The sequence below is a fragment of the Intrasporangium sp. genome (genome assembly GCF_036566125.1).
Taxonomy (GTDB): domain Bacteria; phylum Actinomycetota; class Actinomycetes; order Actinomycetales; family Dermatophilaceae; genus Intrasporangium.
Genome location: NZ_DATCWX010000067.1, coordinates 23,940 through 30,039 on the forward strand (window position 1 = coordinate 23,940; position 6,100 = coordinate 30,039).

6 protein-coding genes are annotated in these 6,100 nt (G+C 68.8%); 5 read left to right on the forward strand and 1 reads right to left on the reverse strand.

The genetic code is table 11. The features are described 5' to 3' along the window. Nucleotides 1-15: 15 nt before the first annotated feature. From VIR15_RS03960 to VIR15_RS03975, 4 genes are all read left to right on the forward strand, one after another. On the forward strand, nt 16-291 hold the full coding sequence (locus tag VIR15_RS03960; RefSeq protein ID WP_331926173.1) for a WXG100 family type VII secretion target: 276 nt from the start codon (nt 16-18) through the stop codon (nt 289-291). Between the two features lie 50 nt (nt 292-341). Beyond that, entirely contained in the window at nt 342-617 is a 276-nt protein-coding gene (locus tag VIR15_RS03965; protein ID WP_331926174.1) for a WXG100 family type VII secretion target, read from the forward strand. 194 nt (nt 618-811) lie between these two features. Further along, complete coding sequence (locus tag VIR15_RS03970) at nt 812-1,399, forward strand: RNA polymerase sigma factor (protein ID WP_331926175.1); 588 nt, start codon at nt 812-814, stop codon at nt 1,397-1,399. Beyond that, a complete protein-coding gene (locus VIR15_RS03975) occupies nt 1,399-1,884 on the forward strand; it encodes a carboxypeptidase regulatory-like domain-containing protein (protein WP_331926176.1) in 486 nt (161 codons plus the stop codon). The genes VIR15_RS03970 and VIR15_RS03975 overlap by 1 nt, the downstream gene beginning before the upstream one ends. A gap of 15 nt (nt 1,885-1,899) precedes the next feature. Here VIR15_RS03975 and VIR15_RS03980 read toward each other — a convergent pair whose 3' ends face one another. Next, entirely contained in the window at nt 1,900-4,599 is a 2,700-nt protein-coding gene (locus tag VIR15_RS03980; RefSeq protein ID WP_331926177.1) for a CHAT domain-containing protein, read from the reverse strand. Between the two features lie 74 nt (nt 4,600-4,673). Here VIR15_RS03980 and VIR15_RS03985 point away from each other — a divergent pair, with 74 nt between their 5' ends. Further along, nucleotides 4,674-5,939 carry a S8 family peptidase gene (locus tag VIR15_RS03985; RefSeq protein ID WP_331926178.1) on the forward strand — a complete coding sequence of 422 codons (1,266 nt, stop codon included), beginning with the start codon at nt 4,674-4,676 and terminating at the stop codon, nt 5,937-5,939. The last annotated feature ends 161 nt before the right edge of the window (nt 5,940-6,100 follow it).

The window sequence follows — 6,100 nt, forward strand, 5'->3', positions numbered from 1 at the left end:
AGCAAGGAGAAGGTCATGGCTTGGCTTGGCATGAACGACGACGAGGTCAACGCCCAGGGCAACGTCCTGCAGCAGCAGGCGGAGGCGATCCAGCAGCTGATCACCAAGGTCGACCAGGAGGTCGAGTCGCTGAAGCAGAACTGGCAGGGTGACGACTCGCGGCAGTTCGAGCAGGAGTGGACCGGCACGCACCGCCCCGAGCTGCAGAAGGCCCAGAAGCTGCTCACGGAGATGAAGGCGACGATCGACCGCGAGGTCCAGCAGCAGCGCCAGACGTCCGCGCAGTACTGATCACCGCCACCACTCCACCACCCAGCGAACCTCTGAAGGGGATATTGACCATGGCTGTCTACAAGAAGGGCATGGACGCGGACGCCGTGTCCGCCTCCGGCGACAAGCTCGTCGGCTACAAGGGCGAGCTTGACGGCATAGTCGAAGCCGTCAACGGCGCGGTCCAGACGATCAAGGGCAACTGGGGCGGCCAGGACGCCGAGCAGTTCCAGTCCGACTGGAACGGCCAGCGCCAGGTCGTCTCCGCGGCCGGCGACAAGCTCAACGAGATGGGCCGCAAGGCCAAGACCAACGCCGAGACGCAGAAGTCGACCTCCGGCAGCTGACCCGGCTCCCGCGCAACCGCGGGGACGTGACAGACCCAGCCCAGCGGCATACGACATTGTTCGTATGCCGCTGGGCTTGCTCCCAGCCACGCTGATCTCCCAGCGGTGTGACCGCTCTGTATGTATCTGGCCGGTTCGTGGCGCATCTGCAGTTCGTGAGACCTACGATGAACACGCTGAGAGAGAGGCGTGTCATGCATGAACCCAGCGGTCTCACAGAACTCGTGACCGCCGCGGCAAACGGAGACCCCGAGGCGTGGAACGCGATCGTGGAGCGATTCACGAGCCTCCTGTGGTCCGTCGGACGAGCTCATCGGCTCTCCATGGAGGACGCTGCGGACGTCGTACAGAACACCTGGCTCCGCCTGCTCGACCACCTCGACCGGATTCAGCAGCCAGAAGCCCTCCCCGGGTGGTTGGCGACGACGGCCAGGCACGAATGCCTGTCGTTGCTGCGGCGCCGAGGGCGTGACGTCCTCGTCCGCGACGACGATCTGGGGCCCATGCTCGTCGACGAGGAGGCTGCCTCGCTCGATGCGGCCCTTCTCGAAGACGAGAGGGACGTCCAGCTGTGGACCTGCTTCACCCAGCTCTCGGAGCGGTGTCAGCGGCTGCTCCGCGTGCTCATGGCCTGCGACCGGCCGAACTACGCAGAGGTGTCCGCCTCGCTGGGCATGCCGGTCGGCTCCATCGGTCCGACACGCATGCGTTGTCTCTCGACGCTGCGATCCCTGGTCTCCGACACCGGCTACGCCTTTGAGAGCGGAGGGGGTCGACCGTGATGTCCACCCGTGACCTGCACCCCGACGACATCGAGCTGCTCGAGCGCCTCGGCGCCATTGCCGAGCAGCTCGATCCGGTGCCGCCCGAAGTGATGGAGCTCGGTCGGGCTGCCTTTGCGCTCCATCACGCCGACACCGCCCTCATGACGATGGCCACCGACGCGATGTCGGTTGCAGGTCTGCGATCCACCGACAGCGCGCGCGGCGCGTCTCAGCTGCTCGTCTTCGAGCACGGTGGGGTGTCCATCGAGCTGGACGTCACCGTGCGCGGCGACTTCGGACGCATCATCGGGGTCGTCATCGACGAAGCGGCCACCGCGGGTGACGGGACCGGCATGGTCCTCGAGACGCCGTCCTCGACCCGCACGGTCGACCTCGAGGACGAGCGGTTCAGCTTCGAGCGCGTGCCGCTCGGGCTGGCCAGGATCACGCTGCAGAGGTCTGGCGAGCGGGTCATGTCGACGACCTGGTTCGAGGTCGGCTGACGGCTGGGGCGGGCGTCAACCACCCCAGGCGTTGAACGAGGCGGCGGTGGCGGCGCGCAGGTCATCGCCTTGGGCGGCCGTCCGTGCGGCAAGCCACCCTTCCGCCAGCGTGCCGCCGCGTCCTGCGACCGCATGGACGTCTGCCATGACGTCGAGCGTGGCATGGTCGTTGACGGGCACGACGCTGGCCAGGACGTCCGAGGTGCCCATGCCGAGCAGCGCCGAGACGAGCCCGAGAGCTTCGTACGGACCGATCGGTGCAGCACCGCCGGAGTCGCAGGCGGACAGGATGATCGAGCGCGGCGGGTGACGCAGCTGCTCGAGGTCGTGCACCGTGAGTGGACCGTCGGCCAGCTGGAGCGACGAGAAAAGCGGTGCATCGGCCCGGAAGGTTCCATGCGCGGCGATGTGGGCGAGACCGGCGCCATCCAAGATCTGGAGCGCGGCTGACACCGTGGCCTTCTCGGCCGGCAGCATGCGAGCGTCGAGGTGCACCGGACTGAGGCTCGTCACCTCTGCCTCGCGCGTGCTGAGGTCTGGGCCGGTGATCAGGGCGACCCGCCCTGGGCCGCTGTCGCAGCGAGCGCGTCGCGCCTTGAGCCACTGGGTCACGGACGGGCTGACCGTCAGGGGAACCTGGGCCAGGAGGGGCAGGAGGCCCCAAGGGGCGGTGAGCAGTTCAGCAGGTGGCACGACGACCATGGGGCGGTCCCCTTCGCGAACGAGCCGCCGCAGCGTCTTCGCGTGTCGTCCCAGGATCGCCGACTCCAGCCGCTCGGCCGTGGCGCCGAGGTCGACGACGCGGCCGGACGCGGCGCGTCGCAGGGCGAAGCGGGCGAACTCCGCCTCTCGATCGGCGGCCTCTCGGCTGCCGATCTCGTGGTGGCGCACCCGGCCGTCACAGACCGTGATGAGGTGGAGCGTTCCCCGGTCGTTGACGAACGTCATCAGGACGGCGCGGCCGAGCTCGTCGATGACGGTGGGCAGGTTCAGCCCGAGCGGCCGCCCGAAGTCGCTGTCCGGGTTGGCCCGCATCCGGTGGTGGGCGCGGCGGATCGACGACTCGAGCCGCGTTCGTTCCGCGCGCAGGCCGGGAAGGGCCGCGTCGTCCTGGTCGGCCGGTGTATCAAGGCGACGTGTCACGTCACGCAACGCGGCGATCGCTCTGCCGAGGTTGGGATCGTCGGGTCGCGTGATGGTGGCGTTGAGAGCCGCTGCCCGCCACCGCTCCGCCCACCACCACAGGTCTCGAGGTCGTCCGGCCCGCACCGCGGATGACACGGCCAGTCGGGCGAACTCGATGCCATGGCCGCTCGCGAGGGCGCGCAGCTCGAGGTCGCCGAGGATGGCACGGTGCTCGTCGACGGCGTCGAGTCCCTGTCGGCAGGCAGCGTAGAGGGCCCTCCGGTCCTCGTCCTGGTCGGCGAGGAGCGCGGCCGCCAGCCATCCGGACGCCCGCGAGAGGGGCGGCCCGGACCGGCGCGACGCTGCGGAGGCGGTCAGGCTGGAGCGGGCCACGTCGGCGAGGCCAGCATCGGCGGCGATGCGACCGTGCAGCACGAGCGTGACGGGCAGGTCGAGAGACCCGGTCGCGCGCATCGATGAGACGAGGTCGTCCGCCTCGCGCAGCAGCCGTCTGTTCCGGGCGGCGCGGGCCCGAGCGCTCCGCTCTGGCGCCTCGCGCACGTCAAGTGTCCAGGCTTGCAGCTCCGGGTGGTCGGCCAGGTGCTCCGCCCGCAGATGGAGGAGCCGGGCGCGGTCGACCCAGCCGGTGCGCAGTTGCGCCCTGAAGAGTCCGACCGCCTCGTTCGCCCGCGCCTCCGCGGCCGCTGCATCACCTCGGGCGAGGGCGACCACGGCGAGGAGCAGGACCAGCTCCGCCTGATGGACCGGGGTCAGTTCACGGTCCAGAGCCGCCGCGCACAGTGCTTCGGCCTCGTCGATCAGCCCCGCGGTGAGCATCGCCTGGCCGTGGTCGACGTAGAGCTCCGGCGAGACGTGGCCCAACGCGGCGTAGCGCTCGGTCACCTGGTCGAGCAGCTCGAGCGCCCTCGGCAGGTCGCCCCGCTGGTGGGCGGCGAGGGCGCGGTTGTGCAGTGCTTGAGCGGCCTCGAAGTCCTGGCCGAGGCTGGTCAGCAGCTCCTCGGCCCGGGCTGCGTCCGCCTCGGCGGCGTCGACGTCACCAAGGGCCAGGTGGACCATGCTCCGGGCGTTCAGGGCACGCCCTTCCCAGAGCATGTCACCTTGCCGATGGGACCCCCCCACGGCTCGCCCAAGGTCCTCGAGCGCCTCGGTGTAGCGCGACAAACTCAGGAGCATGGCACCGCGTCGGTGGAAGAGCCGCGGCAGGTGTTTCGTGGGGGTGAGCCGGACCGCTTGCTCGAAGCGGCGCAGCGCGTCCGGGGTCCGTCCGGCCAGGAAGAGCACCGTTCCGAGCGTCGCGAGCACGTCGCCCTGCCGCTCTTCATCTACCCGCCGGGCGAATCGCAGGGCCCTCTGGCCATGGGTCAGGGCATCCTCCAGGCGGCCCCGGTCTCGCTCCACTATCGCGGCGGCCTGGTGGGCGATCGACAGGCGCCGCGGATCCGGGTCGGACTCGATGATCTCCGTTGCGATTGCGAGGGCCTCCCCCGGCTGCGATATTGCCAGCGGCAGGAGTGTGTCGACCTCGGCAAACTGCGCAGATCTGGACGTATCAGGACGCGCACTTCGCACGTCTGGCCCACGACCCCCCACGCTGCGACCCTCCAGGAGAAGACGATGACGACTCAGATCATGGCAGCAGTCCGATGAACGCGTACGACCCTCGCGACAAATGGTGGGAGCCGGGCAAGGAGCAGCTCCGGCGAGAGCGCTACGCGGAGCAGATCCGGCTCATTCGTGAAGCGCTCCGTAACAGTGGCAAGCAGGTCGGGCTTTCCCCCTGGGTGGACGAGGACCACCTCGACGAGGTCGAGTTCCTCTACCGCGCCGACACGGTGTTGACGAGCGATGCCGACGCCTCGCGAGTTCGGCAGGGGCTCGGCCTCACCCCAACGGAGGACAAGCACGACGAAGGGTTGCCAGACCCGATCAACGGACTCACCGTGCTCAGGGTGCCTGACGCTAGCCAAGCCGTGGAGCAAGTCGACAGAGCCATCGGGAAGGGAGTCGTTCGATACGACACTGTCGTCCACGTCAGTCCCTACAGTTTCTGCCCGGCGACAGAGCCCGAGCCGGCGCGCAAAGGGCCGGAGCCCAAGCCGAATTCGAACGGAGGAGCCGGCTTGGGTGTGCGCGTCGCAGTGGCCGACACGGGCCGTATCGAGGCTGTCGTGAACCAGCATTCCTGGCTTGCTGACGTCACCGGCGACCCGGAACCACCACCCACTCAGGTCGGGCACTACCGCGGGCACGGCACTTTTGCCGCCGGGGTCCTCCGCACGATGGCCCCGAAGACGGACGTCCGTATCTGGTCGCTGTTTCCCCACGGCGGCGGTGACTTCGAGAGCGAGCTCGCACCCAAGCTGGTCGACGTCTTCCTGTCTCGCGTCGACATCATCAGCATGTCGGCTGGAGTCACTCCGGCGAACGGCCACTCGCTGCTCGGCCTGCAGGCTTTCTACGAGAACTACCTCAAGGGCAGCAACACGCTGCTCGTGTGCGCGGCCGGAAACGACGGCAACCAGGGCCCCTTCGAGCCCGCCAGCCAGGGCTGGCCCGTGGCGGTTGGTGCGCTCGACGCGAAGGGCAAACAGGCCGGCTACAGCAACTACGGCGCTTGGGTGGACGTGTGGGCCCGCGGCTCGGAGATGATCAACGCCTACCCAAACGGCCCGTACACCTCGAAGGAGCCACCGCGGAAGGGACAGCCGGAGGCAGTCTTCACCTCTGGTCTTGCCAGTTGGAGCGGGACATCGTTCGCGACCCCTCTTGTCGCGGGCCTCATCGCGGCGCGCATGTCCACCTACGGCGAGAACGCCCGCCAGGCGTGGGCGGCTCTCTCCGCGAAGGCGGCCGCTCGAGCGGCAGCCAACGGTGGCCTCTGGGTGCTGGAACCCGGGGACGGCGACTGATCCAAGCGAGCCCACCCACCACCCAATCGAGTGAACAACTTCGGGGAGCCGAAAGTTGTTCACTCGATTGGGTGAACGGAGTTCAGTGATCCCCAGACGCGTCGTGCAGCAGCGCCTCGAACGAGGGGCGCGGGACAGGTCGCGGCCCTATCGTTGATGCA

Coding starts and splice junctions, on each gene's coding strand:
- VIR15_RS03960 (WP_331926173.1), top strand. CDS start 16: ATGGCTTGGCTTGGCATGAACGACGACGAGGTCAACGCCCAGGGCAAC.
- VIR15_RS03965 (WP_331926174.1), top strand. CDS start 342: ATGGCTGTCTACAAGAAGGGCATGGACGCGGACGCCGTGTCCGCCTCC.
- VIR15_RS03970 (WP_331926175.1), top strand. CDS start 812: ATGCATGAACCCAGCGGTCTCACAGAACTCGTGACCGCCGCGGCAAAC.
- VIR15_RS03975 (WP_331926176.1), top strand. CDS start 1,399: ATGTCCACCCGTGACCTGCACCCCGACGACATCGAGCTGCTCGAGCGC.
- VIR15_RS03985 (WP_331926178.1), top strand. CDS start 4,674: ATGAACGCGTACGACCCTCGCGACAAATGGTGGGAGCCGGGCAAGGAG.